The organism is Streptomyces sp. NPDC015345 (assembly GCF_043078805.1).
Classification (GTDB): Bacteria; Actinomycetota; Actinomycetes; order Streptomycetales; family Streptomycetaceae; genus Streptomyces.
On record NZ_JBIBTX010000007.1, the window covers coordinates 403,440 to 425,266 of the forward strand.

General features: G+C 70.6%; 21 protein-coding genes. 20 read left to right on the forward strand and 1 reads right to left on the reverse strand.

Features of this window, described 5'->3' with window-relative positions:
- Positions 1–144: 144 nt before the first annotated feature.
- The 7 genes from aroC to nusB all read left to right on the forward strand — a co-directional run bounded on the left by aroC (position 145) and on the right by nusB (position 6,260).
- Positions 145–1,329, forward strand: a complete 1,185-nt coding sequence (aroC, locus tag ACF062_RS28835; RefSeq protein WP_392142578.1) for a chorismate synthase — start codon at positions 145–147, stop codon at positions 1,327–1,329.
- A complete protein-coding gene (locus tag ACF062_RS28840; RefSeq protein WP_392142579.1) occupies positions 1,326–1,841 on the forward strand; it encodes a shikimate kinase in 516 nt (171 codons plus the stop codon). Before aroC ends, ACF062_RS28840 begins: the two co-directional genes overlap by 4 nt.
- Entirely contained in the window at positions 1,838–2,935 is a 1,098-nt protein-coding gene (aroB, locus tag ACF062_RS28845; protein ID WP_356574907.1) for a 3-dehydroquinate synthase, read from the forward strand. The genes ACF062_RS28840 and aroB overlap by 4 nt, the downstream gene beginning before the upstream one ends.
- Positions 2,936–3,085: 150 nt before the next feature.
- The gene (locus ACF062_RS28850; RefSeq protein ID WP_392142580.1) at positions 3,086–4,000 is read left to right on the forward strand and encodes a Pro-rich N-terminal domain-containing protein; all 915 of its coding nucleotides are present in this window, start codon (positions 3,086–3,088) and stop codon (positions 3,998–4,000) included.
- Positions 4,001–4,092: 92 nt separating this feature from the next.
- Positions 4,093–5,199 carry an aminopeptidase P family protein gene (locus ACF062_RS28855; RefSeq protein WP_392142581.1) on the forward strand — a complete coding sequence of 369 codons (1,107 nt, stop codon included), beginning with the start codon at positions 4,093–4,095 and terminating at the stop codon, positions 5,197–5,199.
- A gap of 57 nt (positions 5,200–5,256) precedes the next feature.
- Entirely contained in the window at positions 5,257–5,823 is a 567-nt protein-coding gene (gene efp, locus ACF062_RS28860) for an elongation factor P (protein WP_392142582.1), read from the forward strand.
- Between the two features lie 2 nt (positions 5,824–5,825).
- On the forward strand, positions 5,826–6,260 hold the full coding sequence (gene nusB, locus ACF062_RS28865) for a transcription antitermination factor NusB (RefSeq protein WP_392142583.1): 435 nt from the start codon (positions 5,826–5,828) through the stop codon (positions 6,258–6,260).
- Positions 6,261–6,450: 190 nt separating this feature from the next.
- Here the strand turns inward: nusB and bldD are convergent, their stop codons facing one another.
- A complete protein-coding gene (gene bldD, locus ACF062_RS28870; RefSeq protein ID WP_055698930.1) occupies positions 6,451–6,951 on the reverse strand; it encodes a transcriptional regulator BldD in 501 nt (166 codons plus the stop codon).
- A gap of 224 nt (positions 6,952–7,175) precedes the next feature.
- Between bldD and pyrR the strand changes: the two genes are divergently transcribed.
- The 13 genes from pyrR (at position 7,176) to metK (ending at position 21,810) form a co-directional block, all read left to right on the forward strand.
- The gene (pyrR, locus tag ACF062_RS28875; protein WP_392142584.1) at positions 7,176–7,748 is read left to right on the forward strand and encodes a bifunctional pyr operon transcriptional regulator/uracil phosphoribosyltransferase PyrR; all 573 of its coding nucleotides are present in this window, start codon (positions 7,176–7,178) and stop codon (positions 7,746–7,748) included.
- Between the two features lie 84 nt (positions 7,749–7,832).
- The gene (locus tag ACF062_RS28880) at positions 7,833–8,819 is read left to right on the forward strand and encodes an aspartate carbamoyltransferase catalytic subunit (RefSeq protein WP_392142585.1); all 987 of its coding nucleotides are present in this window, start codon (positions 7,833–7,835) and stop codon (positions 8,817–8,819) included.
- A gap of 2 nt (positions 8,820–8,821) precedes the next feature.
- Entirely contained in the window at positions 8,822–10,108 is a 1,287-nt protein-coding gene (locus tag ACF062_RS28885; RefSeq protein WP_392142586.1) for a dihydroorotase, read from the forward strand.
- The gene (locus ACF062_RS28890) at positions 10,105–10,674 is read left to right on the forward strand and encodes a hypothetical protein (RefSeq protein WP_392142587.1); all 570 of its coding nucleotides are present in this window, start codon (positions 10,105–10,107) and stop codon (positions 10,672–10,674) included. The genes ACF062_RS28885 and ACF062_RS28890 overlap by 4 nt, the downstream gene beginning before the upstream one ends.
- Complete coding sequence (gene carA, locus ACF062_RS28895) at positions 10,671–11,852, forward strand: glutamine-hydrolyzing carbamoyl-phosphate synthase small subunit (RefSeq protein WP_392142588.1); 1,182 nt, start codon at positions 10,671–10,673, stop codon at positions 11,850–11,852. Before ACF062_RS28890 ends, carA begins: the two co-directional genes overlap by 4 nt.
- A complete protein-coding gene (gene carB / locus ACF062_RS28900; protein WP_392142589.1) occupies positions 11,845–15,153 on the forward strand; it encodes a carbamoyl-phosphate synthase large subunit in 3,309 nt (1,102 codons plus the stop codon). Before carA ends, carB begins: the two co-directional genes overlap by 8 nt.
- Positions 15,154–15,256: 103 nt before the next feature.
- Complete coding sequence (locus ACF062_RS28905) at positions 15,257–16,363, forward strand: quinone-dependent dihydroorotate dehydrogenase (protein ID WP_392142590.1); 1,107 nt, start codon at positions 15,257–15,259, stop codon at positions 16,361–16,363.
- Between the two features lie 17 nt (positions 16,364–16,380).
- Positions 16,381–17,226, forward strand: a complete 846-nt coding sequence (gene pyrF, locus ACF062_RS28910; RefSeq protein ID WP_392142693.1) for an orotidine-5'-phosphate decarboxylase — start codon at positions 16,381–16,383, stop codon at positions 17,224–17,226.
- A gap of 310 nt (positions 17,227–17,536) precedes the next feature.
- Entirely contained in the window at positions 17,537–17,860 is a 324-nt protein-coding gene (locus ACF062_RS28915; protein WP_005319887.1) for an integration host factor, read from the forward strand.
- Between the two features lie 38 nt (positions 17,861–17,898).
- Complete coding sequence (gmk, locus tag ACF062_RS28920; RefSeq protein WP_223773524.1) at positions 17,899–18,492, forward strand: guanylate kinase; 594 nt, start codon at positions 17,899–17,901, stop codon at positions 18,490–18,492.
- A 59-nt stretch (positions 18,493–18,551) separates the two neighbouring features.
- Positions 18,552–18,824 carry a DNA-directed RNA polymerase subunit omega gene (gene rpoZ, locus ACF062_RS28925; protein ID WP_005319902.1) on the forward strand — a complete coding sequence of 91 codons (273 nt, stop codon included), beginning with the start codon at positions 18,552–18,554 and terminating at the stop codon, positions 18,822–18,824.
- Between the two features lie 59 nt (positions 18,825–18,883).
- Positions 18,884–20,128 (forward strand): bifunctional phosphopantothenoylcysteine decarboxylase/phosphopantothenate--cysteine ligase CoaBC, encoded by a 1,245-nt coding sequence (gene coaBC / locus ACF062_RS28930; RefSeq protein WP_392142591.1) that lies wholly within the window; start codon positions 18,884–18,886, stop codon positions 20,126–20,128.
- 473 nt (positions 20,129–20,601) lie between these two features.
- Positions 20,602–21,810 (forward strand): methionine adenosyltransferase, encoded by a 1,209-nt coding sequence (metK, locus tag ACF062_RS28935; RefSeq protein ID WP_223773522.1) that lies wholly within the window; start codon positions 20,602–20,604, stop codon positions 21,808–21,810.
- The last annotated feature ends 17 nt before the right edge of the window (positions 21,811–21,827 follow it).

Below are 21,827 nucleotides of genomic sequence, written 5' to 3' on the forward strand. Positions count from 1 at the left end.
GAGGATGGGCGCGGCGTCCGCCTGGTGGACCGGAGGCCGGGGACGCCCCGGGGACGTGGGAGGATCGGGGGCGGCGGGCCAGGGCCGCGCACCCGGCCGCGCCGTCGAAGACCGCAGTTCCAGGCGCGAGCATGAGGAGCACCGTTGAGCAGGTTGCGCTGGCTGACCGCTGGGGAGTCCCACGGACCCGCACTTGTCGCCACGCTGGAGGGACTTCCCGCCGGCGTGCCGATCACCACGGAGATGGTGGCGGACCACCTGGCCCGGCGGCGGCTCGGCTATGGACGCGGCGCGCGCATGAAGTTCGAGCGCGACGAGGTCACCTTCCTCGGTGGCGTACGGCACGGCCTGACCATGGGCTCGCCGGTGGCGATCATGGTGGGCAACACCGAGTGGCCCAAGTGGGAGCAGGTCATGTCGGCCGACCCGGTCGACCCCGCCGAACTCGCCGAGCTGGCCCGCAACGCCCCGCTGACCCGCCCCCGCCCCGGCCACGCCGACCTCGCGGGCATGCAGAAGTACGGCTTCGACGAGGCCCGGCCGATCCTGGAGCGCGCCTCCGCCCGCGAGACCGCGGCCCGCGTCGCGCTCGGCGCGGTCGCCCGCTCGTACCTCAAGGAGACGGCCGGGATCGAGATCGTCAGCCATGTGACGGAGCTGGCGGCCGCCAAGGCCCCCTACGGCGTCTACCCGACCCCCGCCGACGTCGAGAAGCTCGACGCCGACCCCGTGCGCTGCCTGGACGCCGACGCGTCGAAGGCGATGGTCGCCGAGATCGACCAGGCCCACAAGGACGGCGACACACTGGGCGGCGTGGTCGAGGTCCTCGCCTACGGGGTGCCCGTCGGGCTCGGCTCGCACGTGCACTGGGACCGGCGGCTCGACGCCCGCCTCGCCGCCGCGCTCATGGGCATCCAGGCCATCAAGGGCGTCGAGGTCGGCGACGGCTTCGACCTCGCGCGCGTGCCGGGCTCCAAGGCGCACGACGAGATCGTCACCACCGAGGAGGGCATCAAGCGCACCTCCGGCCGCTCCGGCGGCACCGAGGGCGGCCTGACCACCGGTGAACTGCTGCGTGTACGCGCCGCGATGAAGCCCATCGCGACCGTGCCGCGCGCGCTCGCCACCATCGACGTGGCCACCGGTGAGGCCGCCAAGGCGCACCACCAGCGCTCCGACGTGTGCGCCGTCCCGGCCGCCGGTATCGTCGCCGAGGCCATGGTCGCGCTCGTCCTCGCCGACGCCGTCGCCGAGAAGTTCGGCGGCGACAGCGTGCCCGAGACGCGGCGCAACGTCCGCTCCTACCTCGACAACCTCCAGATCCGGTGAGCGGCCCGCAGATCGTTCTCGTCGGCCCCATGGGCGTGGGCAAGACGACGGTCGGCGAGCTGCTCGCCGACCGGCTCGGCACCGCCTTCCGGGACACCGACGCCGACATCGTCGCCGCCCAGGGCCGCGAGATCTCGGACATCTTCGTCGACGAGGGCGAACCGTACTTCCGCGAGCTGGAGCGGGAGGCGGTACGCGCCGCCGTCCAGGAGCACACCGGGGTCCTCGCGCTCGGCGGGGGCGCGATCCTCGACGAGTCGACGCGCGCGCTGCTCGGCGCGCACCCGGTCGTCTACCTCTCGATGGACGTCGAGGAGGCCGTCAAGCGCACCGGCCTCAACCAGGCGCGCCCGCTGCTCGCCGTCAACCCGCGCAAGCAGTGGCGCGAGCTGATGGACGCCCGCCGCCATCTGTACGCCGAAGTCGCCCGCGCGGTCGTCGCCACCGACGACCGCACCCCCGAAGAGGTCGCCCAAGCGGTCCTCGACGCCTTGGAGTTGAAGGAAGCATGACGACGGAGCAGAGCCCCACCCGTATCCACGTCGGCGGCACCGCCGGTACGGATCCGTACGAGGTCCTGGTCGGTCGGCAGCTCCTCGGCGAGCTGCCCGGCCTCATCGGCGACCAGGTCAAGCGCGTCGCGATCATCCACCCCGAGGCGCTCGCCGAGACCGGTGACGCCCTCCGCGAGGACCTCGCGGGCCAGGGGTACGAGGTCGTCGCCATCCAGGTGCCGAACGCCGAGGAGGCCAAGACGGCGGAGGTCGCCGCGTACTGCTGGAAGGCGCTCGGCCAGTCCGGCTTCACGCGCAGCGACATCATCGTCGGCGTCGGCGGCGGGGCCACCACCGACCTCGCCGGGTTCGTCGCCGCGACCTGGCTGCGCGGCGTGCGCTGGATCGCCGTCCCGACCACGGTGCTCGGCATGGTGGACGCGGCGGTCGGCGGCAAGACCGGCATCAACACCGCCGAGGGCAAGAACCTCGTGGGCTCCTTCCACCCGCCGGCCGGGGTCCTGTGCGACCTCGCGGCGCTCGACTCGCTGCCGGTGAACGACTACGTCTCCGGGCTCGCGGAGATCATCAAAGCCGGGTTCATCGCCGACCCGGTCATCCTGGAGCTCATCGAGGCGGACCCGCAGGCCGCCCGCACGCCCGCGGGGCCGCACACCGCCGAGCTGATCGAACGCTCCATCAAGGTCAAGGCCGAGGTCGTCTCCGGCGACCTCAAGGAGTCGGGCCTGCGCGAGATCCTCAACTACGGGCACACCCTCGCGCACGCCATCGAGAAGAACGAGCGCTACAAGTGGCGGCACGGCGCCGCCGTCTCCGTCGGCATGCTCTTCGCCGCCGAACTCGGCCGTCTGGCCGGGCGCCTGGACGACGCGACGGCCGACCGGCACCGCACGGTCCTCGAGTCCGTCGGGTTGCCGCTGACCTACCGCTACGACCAGTGGCCCAAGCTCCTGGAGACCATGAAGGTCGACAAGAAGTCCCGCGGTGACCTGCTGCGCTTCATCGTCCTGGACGGCCTAGGCAAGCCGACCGTCCTGGAGGGCCCCGACCCGGCGGTGCTGCTCGCCGCGTACGGCGAAGTGGGTCAGTAACTCCCCTCGCGAGGCCGGTGTTCCGGCCACGGGCACTTCAGTGCCTCCCCGGCCGTTCACACAACGGCGGCCGGGGACGGTACCGTTCGGTAACGGGCGGCCCGGCCGCCGCCCGACCAGCGTCAGTCGCACGAGACGGAGTGGCACCGGATGCAGCACGCAGTGGGGTCTCCGCTGCCGCCGCCCCATCAGCCGGGGCACGGACCGGCCACCGGCTGGTCCCCGGCCGCACATCACCCGCCCGGGGCCCCGCAGCCCCCCGCGCCGGGCTTCGCGGGCACTCCCGCCGCCCCGCACACCCAGGGACAGGCCCCGCACGCCCCGGGCCACGTTCCCCCCGCCCCGGCGCCGCCGCCCCGCCCGCAGGGCCAGGCGCCCGCCACCCTTCAGCTGGGGCCGGGACCCGTGCCGCCGACCCCGGACACCACGGGGCACATCCAGCTGCCGCCCGGCGGCCCCGTCGCGATGCCGAGTCCCCCGCAGGGCACGGCGCAGGCCGACTCCGGCGCCACGACGCTCGCCGTGCTGCTCATCGGCCCCGCGGGCGCGGGCAAGACGAGCGTGGCCAAGTTCTGGGCCGAGCACCGGCGCGTGCCGACGGCCCACATCAGCCTCGACGACGTACGCGAATGGGTCCGCTCCGGTTTCGCCGACCCCCAGTCGGGCTGGAACGACCACTCGGAGGCGCAGTACCGCCTGGCCCGCCGCACCTGCGGCTTCGCCGCGCGGAACTTTCTGGCGAACGGCATATCGTGCATCCTCGACGACGCCGTCTTCCCCGACCGCCCGGTCGTGGGCCTCGGCGGCTGGAAGCGCCACGTGGGGCCGGGGCTGCTGCCCGTCGTGCTCCTGCCGGGCCTGGAAGTAGTCCTGGAGCGCAACGCCGAGCGCAGCGGCAACCGCCGCCTCACCGACGAGGAAGTGGCCCGCATCCACGGCCGCATGGCCGGCTGGTACGGCTCGGGCCTGCCCATCATCGACAACTCCCAGATGGACGTCCCCGCCACGGCCCGCGTTCTGGACGACGTCCTGGCCCGCGCCATCGCGAGCCCGCCGCAGTGGTAGCGCAGGGCCCACCACAGTCGTAGGGAAGGGCCCACCGCCCGGTCGGACGCGCTGACCGGGCCGGGTCGCCGTGGCGCTCATAGGCTCGCCCCATGTCAGAGGTGTACGCGGTCCGCAGGGAGCGGGTGAGGGAGCGGTGTGCCGCGGGTGGTGGTGCGGCGGCGCTGATCTCCCGGCCCGCCAACGTCCGCTATCTCGCCGGAGCGGCGCCCCGCGGCGCCGTGCTCCTGGTCGGCACGGACGAGGACGTCCTGTTGTGCGGGCGCCCACCCGGTGATCTGCCGGGCGAGGGGCGGCCCGACGAAGCGCTGCGGACGCGGCTGCTGCCCGCGCCGGGCGCCGACCCGGCCGTCGCCGGGGCCGGGCTCGCCGCCGCACAGGGAGTCGAGTCGCTGGCCGTCGAGGAGCACCACCTGACGGTGGCCCGGCACCGGGCGCTCGGCTCGGTCGCGCCGGGCTTGCGGCTCGTCGACCTCGACGGGGCGGTGGAGCAGCTGCGGTTCGTCAAGGACGAGGAGGAGATCTCCTGCCTGCGGATCGCCGCGGAGATCGCCGATCAGGCGCTGGGGGAGCTGCTCGAGTCCATCCTCGTCGGGCGCACGGAGCGGCACCTGGCGCTGGAGCTGGAGCGGCGCCTGGTGGACCACGGCGCGGACGGGCCCGCCTTCCCGACCTCCGTCGGCACCGGGCCGAATTCCGGCAAGGGCGGCCACCGGCCGTCCGACCGCCGGGTGGAGGAGGGCGACTTCCTCTCCGTCTGCCTGGGGGCGAGCTACCGCGGATACTGCTGCGAGATCGGGCGTACGTTCGTCATCGGGACGTCTCCCGCGGACTGGCAGATCGAGCTGTACGACCTCGTCTTCGCCGCTCAGCGGGCGGGCAGGGAGGCCCTCGTACCCGGTGCGGCCTGCCGTGACGTGGACCGGGCGGCACGTCATCCACTGGACTCCGCGGGCTATGCGGACGGGCTTGCTCCGCTGACTGGACACGGTGTGGGGCTCGAAATCGACGAGGACCCGCAGCTGGCGCCCTCGGCCATGGGTAAACTGGACGCTTGCGTGCCGGTCACCGTCGAACCGGGGGTTCACCTCCCGGGCCGGGGTGGTGTCCGGATCGATGACACGCTCGTCGTGCGCCCCGAGGCGGACGGCGGACCCGAGCTACTCACCATCACGACCAAGGAACTGCTCGCGCTGTGACGCGCGTGCGCCCCCGGGGTCGTCCACCAGTCAGTCAGTGCAGGAGATTCCGCAACCGTGGCTTCCACGAACGACCTCAAGAACGGCCTGGTGCTCAAGCTCGAAGGCGGCCAGCTCTGGTCCGTCGTCGAGTTCCAGCACGTCAAGCCCGGCAAGGGCCCGGCCTTCGTGCGCACCAAGCTCAAGAACGTGCTCTCCGGCAAGGTCGTCGACAAGACGTTCAACGCCGGCGTCAAGGTCGAAACGGCCACGATCGACAAGCGCGACATGCAGTTCTCCTACATGGACGGCGACTACTTCGTCTTCATGGACATGGAGACGTACGACCAGCTGCACGTCGACCGCAAGGCCGTCGGCGACGCCGCCAACTTCCTGATCGAGGGCTTCACCGCCTCCGTCGCGCAGCACGAGGGCGAGGTGCTCTACGTCGAGCTGCCCGCCGCCGTCGAGCTCGTCATCCAGGAGACCGAGCCGGGCGTCCAGGGCGACCGCTCCACCGGTGGCACCAAGCCCGCCACCCTGGAGACCGGCCACCAGATCCAGGTGCCGCTCTTCATCACCACCGGTGAGAAGATCAAGGTCGACACCCGCACCAGCGACTACCTCGGCCGGGTGAACAGCTAACCGTGGCTGCTCGTAACACGGCCCGCAAGCGCGCCTTCCAGATCCTCTTCGAGGCGGACCAGCGCGGAACGGACGTCCTGACGGTCCTCGCCGACTGGGTGCGCCACTCGCGGTCCGACACCCGGCAGCCGCCGGTGAGCGAGTACACGATGGAACTCGTCGAGGGGTACGCGCAGCATGAGCGCCGCATCGACGAGCTCATCTCGCAGTACGCCGTCGGATGGACTTTGGACCGCATGCCGGTCGTCGACCGGAACATCATCCGGCTCGGCGCCTACGAACTGGTCTGGGTCGACGGCACTCCCGACGCGGTGGTCCTCGACGAGGCGGTCCAGCTCGCCAAGGAGTTCTCCACGGACGAGTCGCCGTCCTTCGTCAACGGCCTGCTCGGACGCTTCAAGGACCTGAAGCCGTCCCTGCGCCGGGACGAGGCGTAAAGCCTCTTCCGTACCTCACCGCCGGGGCCCGCAGCGGATTGCTGCGGGCCCCGGCGGTTTTCTCGTGCCTGGTTTTCATCGGGGCGGCCCGGGGAATTGCTCCGGAATAGCGAAAACCGCCGGGGTGGCCGCGGCCTTTCGGCTGCGGCCACCCCGGCGGCACGTTTCTGCTGAAGTGTCGGGGCGGGGGTCAGACCTCTTCGTGGGCCACCGCGCGACGCGCGTCCGCGTCCAGCACACCCCAGCTGATGAGCTGCTCGGTCAGGACCGAGGGGGACTGGTCGTAGATGACGGCGAGGGTGCGCAGGTCGTCCTGGCGGATCGAGAGCACCTTGCCGTTGTAGTCACCGCGCTGCGACTGGATCGTGGCGGCATATCGCTGGAGCGGGCCCGCCTTCTCCGCCGGCACGTGGGCCAGGCGCTCCAGGTCGAGGACGAGCTTCGGCGGCGGCTCGGCGGCGCCACCGGGAGCCGTGCCGGGCAGGAGCTCCTGCACGGGGACGCCGTAGAAGTCCGCCAGCTCGGCGAGGCGCTGCACGGTCACGGCACGGTCGCCGCGCTCGTACGACCCCACGACGACCGCTTTCCAGCGTCCCTGGGACTTCTCCTCGACGCCGTGGAGGGAAAGGCCCTGCTGGGTACGGATCGCGCGGAGCTTGGCCCCGAGCTGCTTGGCGTATTCGCTGGACATATAGCTCCCCGGACGCTGCGACAATCATGCGGCTCCGCCGCGTGGCTGGTAACTCACTGTGAGGTTACGCAGCGTTACTTGCCTGCGTCAAGCCGAATGGTCCGTACCGCCCCTTCGGTGGAGGCCGATGACGTGTTCGGTCATCAGTACTGGTAGTGTGACTGGCGCAATTTCGACGTCCTTTAATGTCCGTCCCGTGAGGCGGAGAAGGAGGTCCGTTTCATATGGACACGCAGGACCCCAAAGACCCCGCTGTCGCGCGCCCCGTACTCGAAGGCCCGGACATCGCACGGGTGTTGACCCGCATCGCCCACGAGATCGTCGAGCGCGCCAAGGGCGCCGACGACGTGGTGCTCCTCGGCATTCCCACCCGCGGCGTCTTCCTCGCCCGCCGGCTCGCCACGAAGCTCGAAGAGATCACCGGCGGCAAGGTCCCGGTCGGCTCCCTCGACATCACCATGTACCGCGACGACCTGCGCATGCACCCGCCGCGTGCGCTGGCCCGCACCGAGATCCCCGGTGACGGCATCGACGGCCGCCTGGTCGTCCTCGTCGACGACGTGCTCTTCTCCGGCCGCACCATCCGGGCCGCCCTCGACGCGCTGAACGACATCGGGCGTCCGCGCGCGGTGCAGCTCGCCGTGCTCGTCGACCGGGGCCACCGCGAACTGCCCATCCGCGCCGACTACGTCGGCAAGAACCTCCCCACGTCGCTGCGGGAGACGGTCAAGGTGCAGCTCACCGAGGAGGACGGCCGCGACGCCGTGCTGCTCGGCGCCAAGCCCGCTTCCGCTTAAGGCCGGCTTCCCACCGCACGGGCCCAGGGCACGACCCTGCGCGCCCGCGTGCCCGCAGACCTCCACACACCGGAGTACCCCCCGATGATGCGACACCTCATCTCGGCCGCCGACCTCTCCCGCGACGACGCCGTCCTGATCCTCGACACGGCCGAGGAGATGGCGCGGGTGGCCGACCGGCCGATCAAGAAACTGCCCGCCCTGCGTGGCCGCACCGTGGTCAACCTCTTCTTCGAGGACTCGACCCGGACCCGGATCTCCTTCGAGGCCGCCGAGAAGCGCCTCTCCGCCGACGTCATCAACTTCGCCGCCAAGGGGTCGTCCGTCTCCAAGGGCGAATCCCTCAAGGACACCGCGCAGACCCTGGAGGCGATGGGCGTCGACGCCGTCGTCATCCGGCACGGCGCCTCCGGCGCGCCCTACCGCCTGGCCACCTCCGGGTGGATCGACGCCGTCGTCATCAACGCCGGCGACGGCACCCACCAGCACCCCACCCAGGCCCTGCTCGACGCCTTCACCATGCGGCGCCGCCTCGTCGGGCCCGACGAGGGCCTCGGCCAGGACCTCGCGGGCAAGCACATCACCCTCGTCGGCGACGTCCTGCACAGCCGCGTCGCCCGCTCCAACGTCGACCTGCTGCACACCCTCGGCGCCGAGGTCACCCTGGTCGCCCCGCCCACCCTGGTGCCGGTCGGCGTCGAGCAGTGGCCCTGCGAGGTCTCGTACGACCTGGACCGCGTCCTCGCGAAGTCCGACGCAGTGATGATGCTGCGGGTGCAGCGCGAGCGCATGAACGCCGCGTTCTTCCCCACCGAGCGCGAGTACTCGCGGCGCTACGGCCTGGACGGCGAGCGCATGGCGAAGATGCCCGAGCACGCCATCGTGATGCACCCCGGCCCGATGGTCCGCGGCATGGAGATCACCGCCGAGGTCGCCGACTCCGACCGCTGCACGGTGGTCGAACAGGTCGCCAACGGCGTCTCCATCCGCATGGCCGTCCTCTACCTGCTTCTCGGCGGCAACGAGCCTGCCGTCACCCACACCCGGTCCAATGATTCGGAGACCAAGTAAGCATGAGCAAGATCCTGATCCGTGGTGCGAAGGTGCTGGGCGGCGAGGCGCAGGACGTCCTCATCGACGGGGAGACCATCGCCGACGTCGGCACCGGGCTCGCCGCCGAGGGCGCGACCGTCGTCGAGGCCGAGGGCAAGATCCTCCTGCCGGGCCTCGTCGACCTCCACACCCACCTGCGCGAGCCGGGCCGCGAGGACTCCGAGACCGTCCTGACCGGTACGCGCGCCGCCGCCTCCGGTGGCTACACCGCCGTCTTCGCCATGGCCAACACCTTCCCCGTCGCCGACACCGCCGGCGTCGTCGAGCAGGTCTACCGGCTCGGCAAGGAGTCCGGCTACTGCGACGTGCAGCCCATCGGCGCCGTCACCGTCGGCCTCGAGGGCAAGAAGCTCGCCGAGCTGGGCGCCATGCACGAGTCCGCCGCCGGGGTGACCGTCTTCTCCGACGACGGCAAGTGCGTCGACGACGCCGTGATCATGCGGCGCGCCCTGGAGTACGTGAAGGCCTTCGGCGGAGTCGTCGCCCAGCACGCCCAGGAGCCCCGCCTCACCGAGGGCGCCCAGATGAACGAGGGCGTCGTCTCCGCCGAGCTGGGCCTCGGCGGCTGGCCCGCGGTGGCCGAGGAGTCGATCATCGCTCGGGACGTCCTGCTCGCCGAGCACGTCGGATCCCGCGTCCACATCTGCCACCTCTCGACCGCCGGTTCCGTGGAGATCGTGCGCTGGGCCAAGTCCCGCGGCATCGACGTGACGGCCGAGGTCACCCCGCACCACCTGCTGCTGACCGACGAGCTGGTCCGCTCGTACAACCCGGTCTACAAGGTCAACCCGCCGCTGCGCACCAAGCGCGACGTCATGGCGCTGCGCGAGGCCCTCGCCGACGGCACCATCGACATCGTCGCCACCGACCACGCCCCGCACCCGCACGAGGACAAGGACTGCGAGTGGGCCGCGGCCGCCATGGGCATGGTGGGCCTTGAGACCGCCCTCTCCGTCGTCCAGCAGACGATGGTCGAGACCGGCCTGCTGACCTGGGAGGCGGTCGCCGACCGCATGTCCTTCAAGCCGGCGAGGATCGGCCGAGCCACCGGCCACGGCCGCCCCGTCTCGGCAGGTGAGCCCGCGAACCTCGTCCTGGTCGACGCCGATTACCGTGGGGAAGTGGACCCCGCGGGCTTCGCCTCGCGCAGCCGCAACACTCCCTATGAGGGCCGTGAGCTGCCGGGCCGCGTCACGCACACCTGGCTCCGGGGCCGGGCCACGCTCGTCGACGGGAATCTCGCGTGACAACTCTTGTGGAACTGGCCGCCGAGAAGGAATCGGCGGACGTGACCGACTGGGCCGCGCGGCTCGGCTGGGTCGTCGGACTGCTGCTCTTCATCGCGCTCGTCTACTGGCTGATGCGCGAGGGCTGGAAGTGGCGCGGCACCCTCCAGAGCGATCTGCCGGAACTCCCCAGCGCGCCGAGCGACCCGGGTCCGGCCAGACTTGAGCTGAGCGGCCGCTACCACGGCTCCACCACGGCGGGGCAGTGGCTCGACCGCATCGTGGCGCACGGCCTGGGCACCCGCAGCCGCGTCGAGCTGACGCTCACCGACGCGGGACTCGACGTCGTACGCCCCGGAGCGGCCGATTTCTTCATCCCTGCCGACCGGCTGCGCGAAGCCCGTCTGGACAAGGGCATCGCCGGGAAGGTTCTCGCGGAGGGCGGTCTGCTGATCGTCACGTGGGAGCACGGCGAGAAGCTCATCGACTCCGGCTTCCGCTCGGACCACGCGGCCGAACAGGCCGAGTGGGTCGAGACCATCAACACCATGATCAATACCGCTACTACGGAAGGCACCGCACGATGACGACCTCCACCCGGGGAGCCGGCAAGGCTCCCGCCGTACTCGTCCTGGAGGACGGCCGCATCTTCCGCGGCCGCGCCTACGGGGCCGTGGGGGAGACCTTCGGCGAAGCGGTGTTCTCCACCGGCATGACCGGCTACCAGGAGACGCTCACCGACCCCTCGTACGACCGCCAGATCGTGGTCGCCACCGCCCCCCAGATCGGCAACACCGGCTGGAACGACGAGGACGACGAGTCGGGCCGCATCTGGGTCTCCGGTTACGTGGTCCGCGACCCCGCCCGCATCCCCTCCAACTGGCGTGCCCGGCGCTCGCTCGACGACGAGCTGGCGAAGCAGGGCGTCGTCGGCATCTCCGGGATCGACACCCGCGCCCTCACCCGCCACCTGCGCGAGAGCGGCTCCATGCGCTCCGGCATCTTCTCCGGCACCGCGCTGGACAGCACCTCCGGCGTGGGCCCCGCCGCCGAGGAGGAACTGGTCGCCCGCGTCCAGGCGCAGCCCCACATGAAGGGCGCCAGCCTGTACGAGGAGGTCGCCACCAAGGAGGCCTACGTCGTCCCGGCCGTCGGCGAGAAGAAGTTCACCGTCGCCGCCATCGACCTCGGCATCAAGGGCATGACCCCGCACCGGATGGCGGAGCGCGGCATCGAGGTGCACGTGCTGCCCGCGACCGCCACCGAGGAGGAGGTCTACGCCGTCGCCCCCGACGGAGTCTTCTTCTCCAACGGCCCGGGCGACCCGGCCACCGCCGAAGGACCGGTCGCGCTGATGGCCGCCGTCCTGAAGCGCAAGACGCCGTTGTTCGGCATCTGCTTCGGCAACCAGATCCTCGGCCGCGCCCTCGGCTTCGGCACGTACAAGCTGAAGTACGGCCACCGCGGCATCAACCAGCCGGTGCAGGACCGCACCACCGGCAAGGTCGAGGTCACCGCGCACAACCACGGCTTCGCCGTGGACGCGCCGCTCGACAAGGTGAGCGAGACCCCCTTCGGCCGCGTCGAGGTCTCCCACGTCTGCCTCAACGACAACGTCGTGGAGGGGCTCCAGCTGCTCGACCAGCCGGGCTTCTCCGTCCAGTACCACCCCGAGGCGGCCGCCGGCCCGCACGACGCCGCGTACCTCTTCGACCGCTTCACGTCTTTGATGAACACCGTCCTGATGGAGGGCCAGCGTGCCTAAGCGCACCGATATCCAGTCCGTCCTGGTCATCGGCTCCGGCCCGATCGTCATCGGCCAGGCCGCCGAGTTCGACTACTCCGGCACCCAGGCGTGCCGGGTCCTCAAGGCCGAGGGACTGCGCGTCATCCTCGTGAACTCCAACCCGGCGACGATCATGACCGACCCGGAGATCGCCGACGCCACGTACGTCGAGCCGATCACCCCGGAGTTCGTCGAGAAGATCATCGCCAAGGAGCGCCCCGACGCGCTGCTGCCGACGCTGGGCGGCCAGACGGCCCTCAACACGGCGATCTCCATGCATGAGCAGGGCGTCCTGGAGAAGTACGGCGTCGAACTCATCGGGGCCAACGTCGAGGCGATCAACAAGGGCGAGGACCGCGACCTCTTCAAGGGCGTCGTCGAAGAGGTCCGCAAGAAGATCGGGCACGGCGAGTCCGCCCGCTCGTACATCTGCCACTCCATGGACGACGTCCTCAAGGGCGTCGAGGAGCTTGGCGGCTACCCCGTCGTCGTCCGCCCCTCCTTCACCATGGGCGGCGCCGGCTCCGGCTTCGCCCACGACGAGGAGGAGCTGCGCCGCATCGCCGGGCAGGGCCTGACCCTCTCGCCGACCACCGAGGTGCTCCTGGAGGAGTCCATCCTCGGCTGGAAGGAGTACGAGCTGGAGCTGATGCGCGACAAGAACGACAACGTCGTGGTCGTCTGCTCCATCGAGAACTTCGACCCGATGGGCGTGCACACCGGTGACTCGATCACCGTCGCGCCCGCGATGACGCTGACCGACCGCGAGTACCAGGTCCTGCGGGACGTCGGCATCGCGATCATCCGTGAGGTCGGCGTCGACACCGGCGGCTGCAACATCCAGTTCGCGGTCGACCCCAAGGACGGCCGCGTCATCGTCATCGAGATGAACCCGCGCGTCTCGCGGTCCTCCGCGCTCGCCTCCAAGGCCACCGGCTTCCCGATCGCGAAGATCGCCGCCAAGCTGGCCGTCGGCTACACGCTGGACGAGATCCCGAACGACATCACCGAGAAGACGCCGGCCTCCTTCGAGCCGACCCTCGACTACGTCGTCGTCAAGGCCCCGCGCTTCGCCTTCGAGAAGTTCCCGTCGGCGGACTCGACCCTGACGACCACCATGAAGTCGGTCGGCGAGGCCATGGCCATCGGCCGCAACTTCCCCGAGGCCCTCCAGAAGGCGCTGCGGTCGCTGGAGAAGAAGGGCTCGCAGTTCACCTTCGTGGGCGAGCCCGGCGACAAGAAGCAGCTTCTCGAAGAGGCCGTGCGCCCCACCGACGGCCGCATCAACTCCGTCATGCAGGCCATCCGCGCGGGCGCGACCCCCGAGGAGGTCTTCGACGCCACGAAGATCGACCCGTGGTTCGTCGACCAGCTCTTCCTGATCAAGGAGATCGCGGATGAGCTGGCCGCCGCCGAGCGCATGGACGCCGACCTGCTCGCCGAGGCCAAGCGGCACGGCTTCTCCGACGCCCAGATCGCCGATATCCGCGGCCTGGGCGAGGACGTCGTCCGCGAGGTGCGCCAGACGCTCGGCGTACGCCCGGTCTACAAGACGGTCGACACCTGCGCCGCCGAGTTCGCCGCGAAGACGCCGTACTTCTACTCCTCGTACGACGAGGAGAGCGAGGTCGCCACGCGCGAGAAGCCCGCGGTGATCATCCTGGGCTCGGGCCCGAACCGCATCGGCCAGGGCATCGAGTTCGACTACTCCTGCGTCCACGCCTCCTTCGCGCTGAGCGACGCGGGCTACGAGACCGTGATGGTCAACTGCAACCCCGAGACCGTCTCCACGGACTACGACACCTCCGACCGGCTCTACTTCGAGCCGCTCACCCTGGAGGACGTCCTGGAGATCGTCCACGCCGAGGCGCAGGCCGGGCCGATCGCGGGCGTCATCGTCCAGCTCGGCGGCCAGACCCCGCTCGGCCTCGCGCAGGCCCTCAAGGACAACGGCGTTCCGATCGTCGGCACCTCACCCGAGGCCATCCACGCCGCCGAGGACCGCGGCGCCTTCGGCCGGGTGCTCGCGGAGGCCGGGCTCCCCGCGCCCAAGCACGGCACCGCCACCACGTTCGACGAGGCCAAGGCCATCGCGGACGAGATCGGCTACCCCGTCCTCGTCCGCCCGTCGTACGTGCTCGGCGGCCGCGGCATGGAGATCGTGTACGACGAGGTCCGCCTCGCCGCGTACATCGAGGAGTCGACCGAGATCAGCCCCTCGCGGCCGGTCCTCGTCGACCGCTTCCTGGACGACGCGATCGAGATCGACGTGGACGCCCTCTACGACGGCACCGAGCTCTACCTCGGCGGCGTCATGGAGCACATCGAGGAGGCCGGCATCCACTCCGGCGACTCGGCGTGCGCCCTGCCCCCGATCACGCTCGGCGGCTTCGACATCAAGCGCCTGCGCGCCTCCACGGAGGGCATCGCCAAGGGCGTCGGCGTCCGCGGACTGATCAACATCCAGTTCGCGATGGCGGGCGACATCCTGTACGTCCTCGAAGCCAACCCGCGCGCCTCCCGCACCGTCCCCTTCACCTCGAAGGCGACCGCGGTGCCGCTGGCCAAGGCCGCCGCCCGGATCTCGCTCGGCGCGACCGTCGCCGAGCTGCGCGCGGAGGGCATGCTGCCCCAGCACGGCGACGGCGGCACGCTGCCGATGGACGCGCCGATCTCCGTCAAGGAGGCCGTCATGCCGTGGTCGCGCTTCCGCGACATCCACGGACGCGGCGTCGACACCGTCCTCGGCCCGGAGATGCGCTCCACGGGTGAGGTCATGGGCATCGACTCGGTGTTCGGCACCGCCTACGCCAAGTCGCAGGCCGGTGCGTATGGCCCGCTGCCGACCAAGGGCCGCGCCTTCATCTCCGTCGCCAACCGCGACAAGCGCTCGATGATCTTCCCGGCGCGTGAACTGGTCGCGCACGGCTTCGAGCTGTTCGCCACGTCCGGCACGGCCGAGGTGCTCAAGCGCAACGGCCTGCCCGCCACGGTGGTGCGCAAGCAGTCCGAGGGCGAGGGCCCGAACGGTGAGAAGACCATCGTCCAGCTCATCCACGACGGCGGCGTCGACCTCATCGTCAACACCCCGTACGGCACCGGCGGCCGCCTCGACGGCTACGAGATCCGTACGGCCGCCGTGGCGCGCTCCGTGCCGTGCCTGACGACGGTCCAGGCGCTCGCCGCCGCCGTGCAGGGCATCGACGCGCTCAACCGCGGCGAGGTGAGCGTCCGTTCGCTCCAGGAACACGCGGAACGCCTGACCGCGGCCCGCGACTAGCAGCCCTGAGGGGGACACCGGAAACGGTGTCCCCCTCTTCATGAGGCTCTGCTCACGAGGCTCTCCCCGTGAGGTCATGGGGCTCTTTCTGAGGACATCGAACATGTACAAGCTCTTCTTCAACCTCGTCTTCAAGCGCATGGACCCGGAGCAGGCCCACCACCTCGCCTTCCGCTGGATCCGCCTCGCGGCCCGCATTCCCGTGCTGCGCACCTACCTCGCGGCCGCCCTCGCGCCCCGCCACGAGGAACTGCGCACCGAGGCCTTCGGGCTGCGGATGCACGGCCCCTTCGGTCTCGCCGCGGGCTTCGACAAGAACGCCGTCGCGATCGACGGCATGTCGATGCTCGGCTTCGACCACATCGAGATCGGCACCGTCACCGGGGAGCCGCAGCCCGGCAACCCCAAGAAGCGGCTCTTCCGCCTCGTGCAGGACCGCGCGCTGATCAACCGCATGGGATTCAACAACGAAGGCTCGGCGGCCGTGGCGGGGCGCCTGGCGGCCCGCACGGCGGTGTTCAAGACCGTCGTGGGCGTGAACATCGGCAAGACCAAGGTCGTGCCGGAGGAGGAGGCCGTCGGCGACTACGTGAAGTCGACCGAGCGCCTGGCCCGCCACGCCGACTACCTCGTCGTCAACGTCTCGTCCCCCAACACCCCGGGGCTGCGGAACCTCCAGGCCACCGAATCGCTGCGGCCGCTGCTGACCGCCGTGCGCGAGGCCGCCGACCGCAGCGTCGAGGGCCGGCGCGTACCGCTCCTCGTGAAGATCGCCCCCGACCTGGCCGACGAGGACATCGACGCCGTCGCTGACCTCGCCGTCGAGCTCGGCCTGGACGGCATCATCGCCACCAACACGACCATCGCGCGCGAGGGCCTCGGTCTGAAATCCGAACCCACTCTCTACGGAGAGACCGGCGGGCTCTCCGGCGCCCCGCTCAAGGCGCGCTCCCTGGAGGTCCTGCGCCGCCTCTACGCGCGCGTGGGCGACCGCATCACGCTCGTGGGCGTCGGCGGCATCGAGAACGCCGAGGACGCCTGGCAGCGCATCCTCGCCGGCGCCACCCTCGTCCAGGGCTACAGCGCCTTCATCTACGAGGGACCCTTCTGGGCCCGCGCCATCCACAAGGGCCTCGCCGCGCGCCTGCGCACGAGCCCGTACGCCACCCTCGCCGACGCGGTCGGCGCCGACGTGAGGAAGTCCGCATGACCGCCCCGCAGACCCCCGTGAGCGCCCTGGAGCCCTTCGGCACCCGGCTGCGCCACGCCATGGACGAGCGCGGCCCGCTCTGCGTCGGCATCGACCCGCACGCCTCGCTGCTGTCCGCCTGGGGCCTGGACGACGACATCGCGGGCCTGGAGCGGTTCACGCGCACCGTCGTCGAGACGCTCGCCGGGACCGTGGCGGTCTTCAAGCCGCAGAGCGCGTTCTTCGAGCGCTTCGGCTCGCGCGGCATCGCCGTCCTGGAGAAGGCGGTCGTCGAGCTGCGGGCGGCCGGCGCCCTGGTCGTCATGGACGCCAAGCGCGGCGACATCGGCTCGACCATGGCCGCGTACGCCGAGACCTTCCTGCACCAGGACTCGCCGCTGTTCAGCGACGCCCTCACGGTCTCGCCCTACCTCGGATACGGCTCCCTGAAGCCGGCCGTCGAGCTGGCCCGCGAGAACGGCGCAGGGCTCTTCGTGCTCGCCCTGACCTCCAACCCCGAGGGCGCCGAGGTCCAGCACGCGCTCCGCGAGGACGGCCGAACGGTCGCGGCCACCGTCCTCGGACACCTCGCCGACGAGAACGCCGGACAGGCGCCCCTCGGCTCCTTCGGGGCCGTCGTCGGCGCGACGCTGGGCGACCTCTCCTCGTACGACCTCGGCATCAACGGCCCGCTGCTCGCCCCCGGGATCGGTGCCCAGGGCGCGACCCCGGCGGACCTGCCGGCCGTCTTCGGTCCGGCCGTGCGCAATGTCGTCCCGAGCGTCAGCCGGGGCGTGCTGCGGTACGGGCCGGATGCCGCGGGTCTGCGGGGGGCGGCGGAGCGCTTCGCGGACGAGATCCGGGCCGCGGTCGAGGCGGCGTGAACGGGGCGGCGGGGCGTGCGCGTGGCTCCCGCCGCCGGTTCGCCGGCGGTTCGCCGACGACCAGGTGATGGCTCACTGACACTTCCCTGACAACTCGCTGGCTCAAATCGGTGTCGATATGCCCGATATGTACGGCTCGACAGAGGCTGACCAGGACTTTTCGTCAGTTCTCGCTGACTCCAGCGGCCATGGCCGCTAGTCTCCGAGGGAGCCAACGGGCAAGTGCGTTGCACGTTGCTCCCCTGGTGTGGGGCGACTAGGTTCCTCACCGGTCCGTATCCGACAGTTCGACATCCGAGGTGACGTAGGCGTGGCTCTTCCGCCCCTTACCCCTGAACAGCGCGCAGCCGCGCTCGAAAAGGCCGCCGCGGCTCGCCGGGAGCGGGCCGAGGTCAAGAATCGACTCAAGCACTCCGGTGCCTCGCTTCACGAGGTCATCAAGCAGGGCCAGGAGAACGATGTCATCGGCAAGATGAAGGTCTCCGCCCTCCTGGAGTCCCTGCCGGGCGTGGGCAAGGTCCGCGCCAAGCAGATCATGGAGCGTCTTGGCATCTCCGAGAGCCGCCGCGTGCGCGGTCTCGGCTCCAATCAGATCGCGTCTCTTGAGCGCGAGTTCGGCGGTGGCGCTGCCTGACGTTCTCAGGCACTCCTGAGAACCTGGATAATCGCTGCATGGCTGCAACATCCCGGGGGACGACCCCCGTACCCCCGGACGTACGTCCGCGGCTGACCGTGCTCTCCGGCCCCTCCGGGGTCGGCAAGAGCACGGTCGTCGCCCATATGCGCAAGGAACACCCCGAGGTCTGGCTCTCCGTCTCCGCCACCACGCGTAAGCCGCGCCCCGGTGAGAAGCACGGAGTCCAGTACTTCTTCGTCTCCGACGAGGAGATGGACAAGCTGATCGCCAACGGCGAGCTCCTGGAGTGGGCCGAGTTCGCGGGCAACCGCTACGGCACGCCGCGGCGTGCCGTCCTCGAACGCCTGGAGGCGGGTGAACCCGTCCTCCTGGAGATCGACCTCCAGGGCGCGCGCCTGGTGCGCGAGTCGATGCCCGAGGCGCAGCTGGTCTTCCTCGCCCCGCCGAGCTGGGACGAGCTGGTCCGCCGGCTCACCGGCCGGGGGACCGAGGCGCCCGAGGTGATCGAGCGCAGACTGGCCGCGGCCAAGATCGAGCTCGCCGCCGAGGCCGAGTTCGACACGACCCTGGTCAACACCTCCGTCGAGGACGTGGCCCGTGAGCTGCTAGCCTTGATGAAAGTTCTTTGATCTGTACCCATGTCTTGACTTCTGGTCTTGACTCACTTGATCCCACCGGAAGGCAGAGCGTGTCCTCTTCCATCACCGCGCCCGAGGGCATCATCAACCCGCCGATTGATGAGCTGCTCGAAGCCACCGACTCGAAGTACAGCCTCGTGATCTACGCCGCCAAGCGCGCGCGCCAGATCAACGCGTACTACTCGCAGCTCGGTGAGGGCCTCCTGGAGTACGTCGGCCCCCTGGTCGACACCCACGTCCACGAGAAGCCCCTCTCGATCGCGCTCCGCGAGATCAACGCGGGCCTGCTGACGTCCGAGGCCATCGAGGGCCCCGCCCAGTAGGCGTTGTTCGTTCTTTCACCACAGGCCCGGCAGCGCTACTGCCGGGCCTGTGGTGTGTCATGGAGCAGTACGCATCCGAGCGCGGGGAGACAGAGGCAGTGGCCGAGAAGCCGAAGGTAGTCCTGGGGGTCAGCGGTGGCATCGCCGCCTACAAGGCGTGTGAGCTGCTGCGGCGGCTGACCGAGTCGGGCCATGACGTGCGCGTGGTGCCCACCGCGTCCGCGCTGCACTTCGTCGGCGCCGCGACCTGGTCCGCGCTCTCCGGCCACCCCGTCTCGACCGAGGTCTGGTCGGACGTCCACGAGGTGCCGCACGTCCGCATCGGCCAGCACGCCGACCTCGTGATCGTCGCGCCCGCCACCGCCGACATGCTCGCCAAGGCGGCCCACGGCCTCGCCGACGACCTCCTCACCAACACGCTCCTGACCGCCCGCTGTCCGGTGGTCTTCGCCCCGGCCATGCACACGGAGATGTGGGAGCACCCGGCCACCCAGGAGAACGTCGCCACGCTGCGGCGGCGCGGCGCCCTGGTCATCGAGCCCGCCGTCGGCCGCCTCACCGGCGTCGACACCGGCAAGGGCCGCTTCCCCGACCCCGCCGAACTCTTCGAGGTCGTACGCCGTGTCCTCGCGCGCGGTGACCTGGCGCAGGATCTCGCGGGACGTCATGTCGTGGTCAGCGCGGGCGGGACCCGCGAGCCCCTCGACCCGGTCCGCTTCCTCGGCAACCGCTCCTCGGGCAAGCAGGGGTACGCGCTCGCCCGCAGCGCGGCGGCACGGGGCGCCCGCGTCACGCTCGTGGCGGCGAACGCGGCCCTGTCGGACCCGGCGGGCGTCGACGTCGTGCCGGTCGGCACCGCCGTGCAGCTGCGCGAGGCCGTCCTGAAGGCCGCGGCCGACGCCGACGCCGTGGTGATGGCGGCCGCCGTGGCCGATTTCCGGCCCGAGACGTACGCGGCGGGCAAGATCAAGAAGAAGGACGGCCAGGAGCCGGCGCCCATCACCCTGGTCCGCAACCCCGACATCCTCGCCGAGATCGCGGGGGAGCGGGCGCGCCCCGGCCAGGTGATCGTCGGCTTCGCCGCCGAGACGGACGACGTCCTCGCCAACGGCCGCGCCAAGCTCGAACGCAAGGGATGCGATCTGCTGGTCGTCAATGAGGTCGGTGAGCGCAAGACGTTCGGTTCCGAGGAGAACGAGGCCGTCGTGCTCGGCGCGGACGGCAGCGAGACGCCGGTGCCGTACGGGCCGAAGGAAGCGCTCGCGGACACGGTGTGGGATCTGGTCGCGGAGCGGCTGTCCTGAGGCGATGAGAGGGGTGAGGGGAGGCTAGGCGGAGGGAGCGGAGGGAGACGGCGGTGGCGGCCTGTCACCTGTCTCACCATGTGGATGGTGTGTGCACGTCCGTGATCACCTCTGACGGTGTGTGGCTGATCTCTTTCGCCTCTCCTCATCCGTTCGCCGTATCTCTTTCGTCTCTTGGCGGAACTCGGCCACAATGCGACGCGTTACTTGACGGGGTCTCCATCTGCGGGGCTCAATGTCATCTTCGTCCCACCAGGGGCTCAAACCCGGGGAAAACGGGCGCGAGGCCCTCTGGTGGGGACTGATCGACGTACCGCACAATGCAGTGCCGCAGGTCACAGGGCTCCCAAGTGGCGAGACATGTGGTCCGGCGGACGAGTGTGACCGATAAACTGGTCTCGGACGACGTCGGGCGCAGCCCCCGGCCGTCCACCAATGATCAGACAGCAGCCGCTGCAACCACAGGGAGCGATGTGTCCCGGCGCCTCTTCACCTCGGAGTCTGTGACCGAGGGTCACCCCGACAAGATCGCTGACCAGATCAGCGACACCATTCTCGACGCGCTTCTGCGGGAGGACCCGACCTCCCGGGTCGCCGTGGAGACGCTGATCACCACCGGCCTCGTCCACGTGGCCGGCGAGGTCACGACGAAGGCGTACGCGCCGATCGCGCAGCTCGTGCGCGACAAGATCCTCGAGATCGGTTACGACTCCTCGAAGAAGGGCTTCGACGGCGCCTCCTGCGGCGTGTCGGTGTCCATCGGTTCGCAGTCCCCCGACATCGCGCAGGGCGTCGACACGGCGTACGAAAAGCGCGTCGAAGGCGATGAGGACGAGCTGGACAAGCAGGGCGCGGGCGACCAGGGCCTGATGTTCGGCTACGCCTGCGACGAGACGCCGGAGCTCATGCCGCTCCCGATCCACCTCGCGCACCGCCTCTCGCGGCGCCTGTCCGAGGTGCGCAAGAACGGGACGATCCCGTACCTGCGCCCCGACGGCAAGACCCAGGTCACCATCGAGTACGACGGCGACAAGGCCGTCCGCCTCGACACGGTCGTCGTCTCCTCGCAGCACGCGAGCGACATCGACCTGGACTCGCTCCTCGCTCCCGACATTCGTGAGTTCGTGGTCGAGCCCGAGCTGAAGGCCCTCCTCGAGGACGGCATCAAGCTGGAGACCGAGGGCTACCGCCTCCTGGTCAACCCCACCGGCCGCTTCGAGATCGGCGGCCCGATGGGCGACGCCGGCCTGACCGGTCGCAAGATCATCATCGACACGTACGGCGGCATGGCCCGCCACGGCGGCGGCGCCTTCTCCGGCAAGGACCCGTCCAAGGTCGACCGCTCGGCCGCCTACGCGATGCGCTGGGTCGCCAAGAACGTCGTCGCGGCCGGCCTCGCGGCCCGCTGCGAGGTCCAGGTCGCCTACGCCATCGGCAAGGCCGAGCCGGTCGGTCTCTTCGTCGAGACCTTCGGCACGGCCACGGTCGACACCGACAAGATCGAGACGGCCATCGGCGAGGTCTTCGACCTGCGCCCGGCCGCGATCATCCGCGACCTCGACCTGCTCCGCCCGATCTACTCGCAGACCGCCGCGTACGGCCACTTCGGCCGGGCGATCCCCGACTTCACGTGGGAGCGCACGGACCGCGTGGACGCGCTGCGGAAGGCGGCGGGGCTGTAGGTCCTGGCCTGTTCGGT